The 483-nt window shown below is 41.4% G+C and carries 1 protein-coding gene; it reads left to right on the forward strand.

Going from position 1 to position 483, the window contains the following annotated elements; translation table 11 throughout:
* Positions 1-8: 8 nt before the first annotated feature.
* The coding region (locus EI162_RS14505; protein WP_318779338.1) for an IS1 family transposase at positions 9-483 on the forward strand (475 nt) is incomplete at its 3' end.

The following is a 483-nucleotide window of genomic DNA, read 5'->3' on the forward strand; positions in this document are numbered from 1 at the left end:
AGACACAAATAGATATCAGCTGCCCCGACTGTCACAGTCCCAGTTTAAAGAAAAACGGCATAAAAAGCTATGGCAAGCAGAACTACCAATGCAAGGACTGCAAACGTCAATTCATTGGTGACCATGCCTTAACTTATAAGGGCTGTCACTCTAAAATAGAAGACATCATACGGCTAATGACGGTGAGAGGTTGCGGTGTTAGAGACATAGCTATTATAGCCTCAGTCAGTATCGGTAAAGTATTGAGCACCATAGGCTCATCTGTTTATAAGATCGCGCCTAAGAAGAGCTACTATGAACGCTTAGAGGTTGATGAGTTTTGGACTTACGTGTATCGAAAAAAGCGTAAAGTTTGGCTTATTTATGCTTATGATCGCGCTACCAATGAGATTGTTGCTTATGTTTGGGGCAAACGTGACCTAAAAACGGCTAAGAAGCTAAGAGCACGTTTAAAGCAACTTAAAGTAAGCTACGGCTCTATTA

This window comes from Psychrobacter sp. FME6, assembly GCF_014861365.1.
Taxonomy (GTDB): Bacteria; Pseudomonadota; Gammaproteobacteria; order Pseudomonadales; family Moraxellaceae; genus Psychrobacter.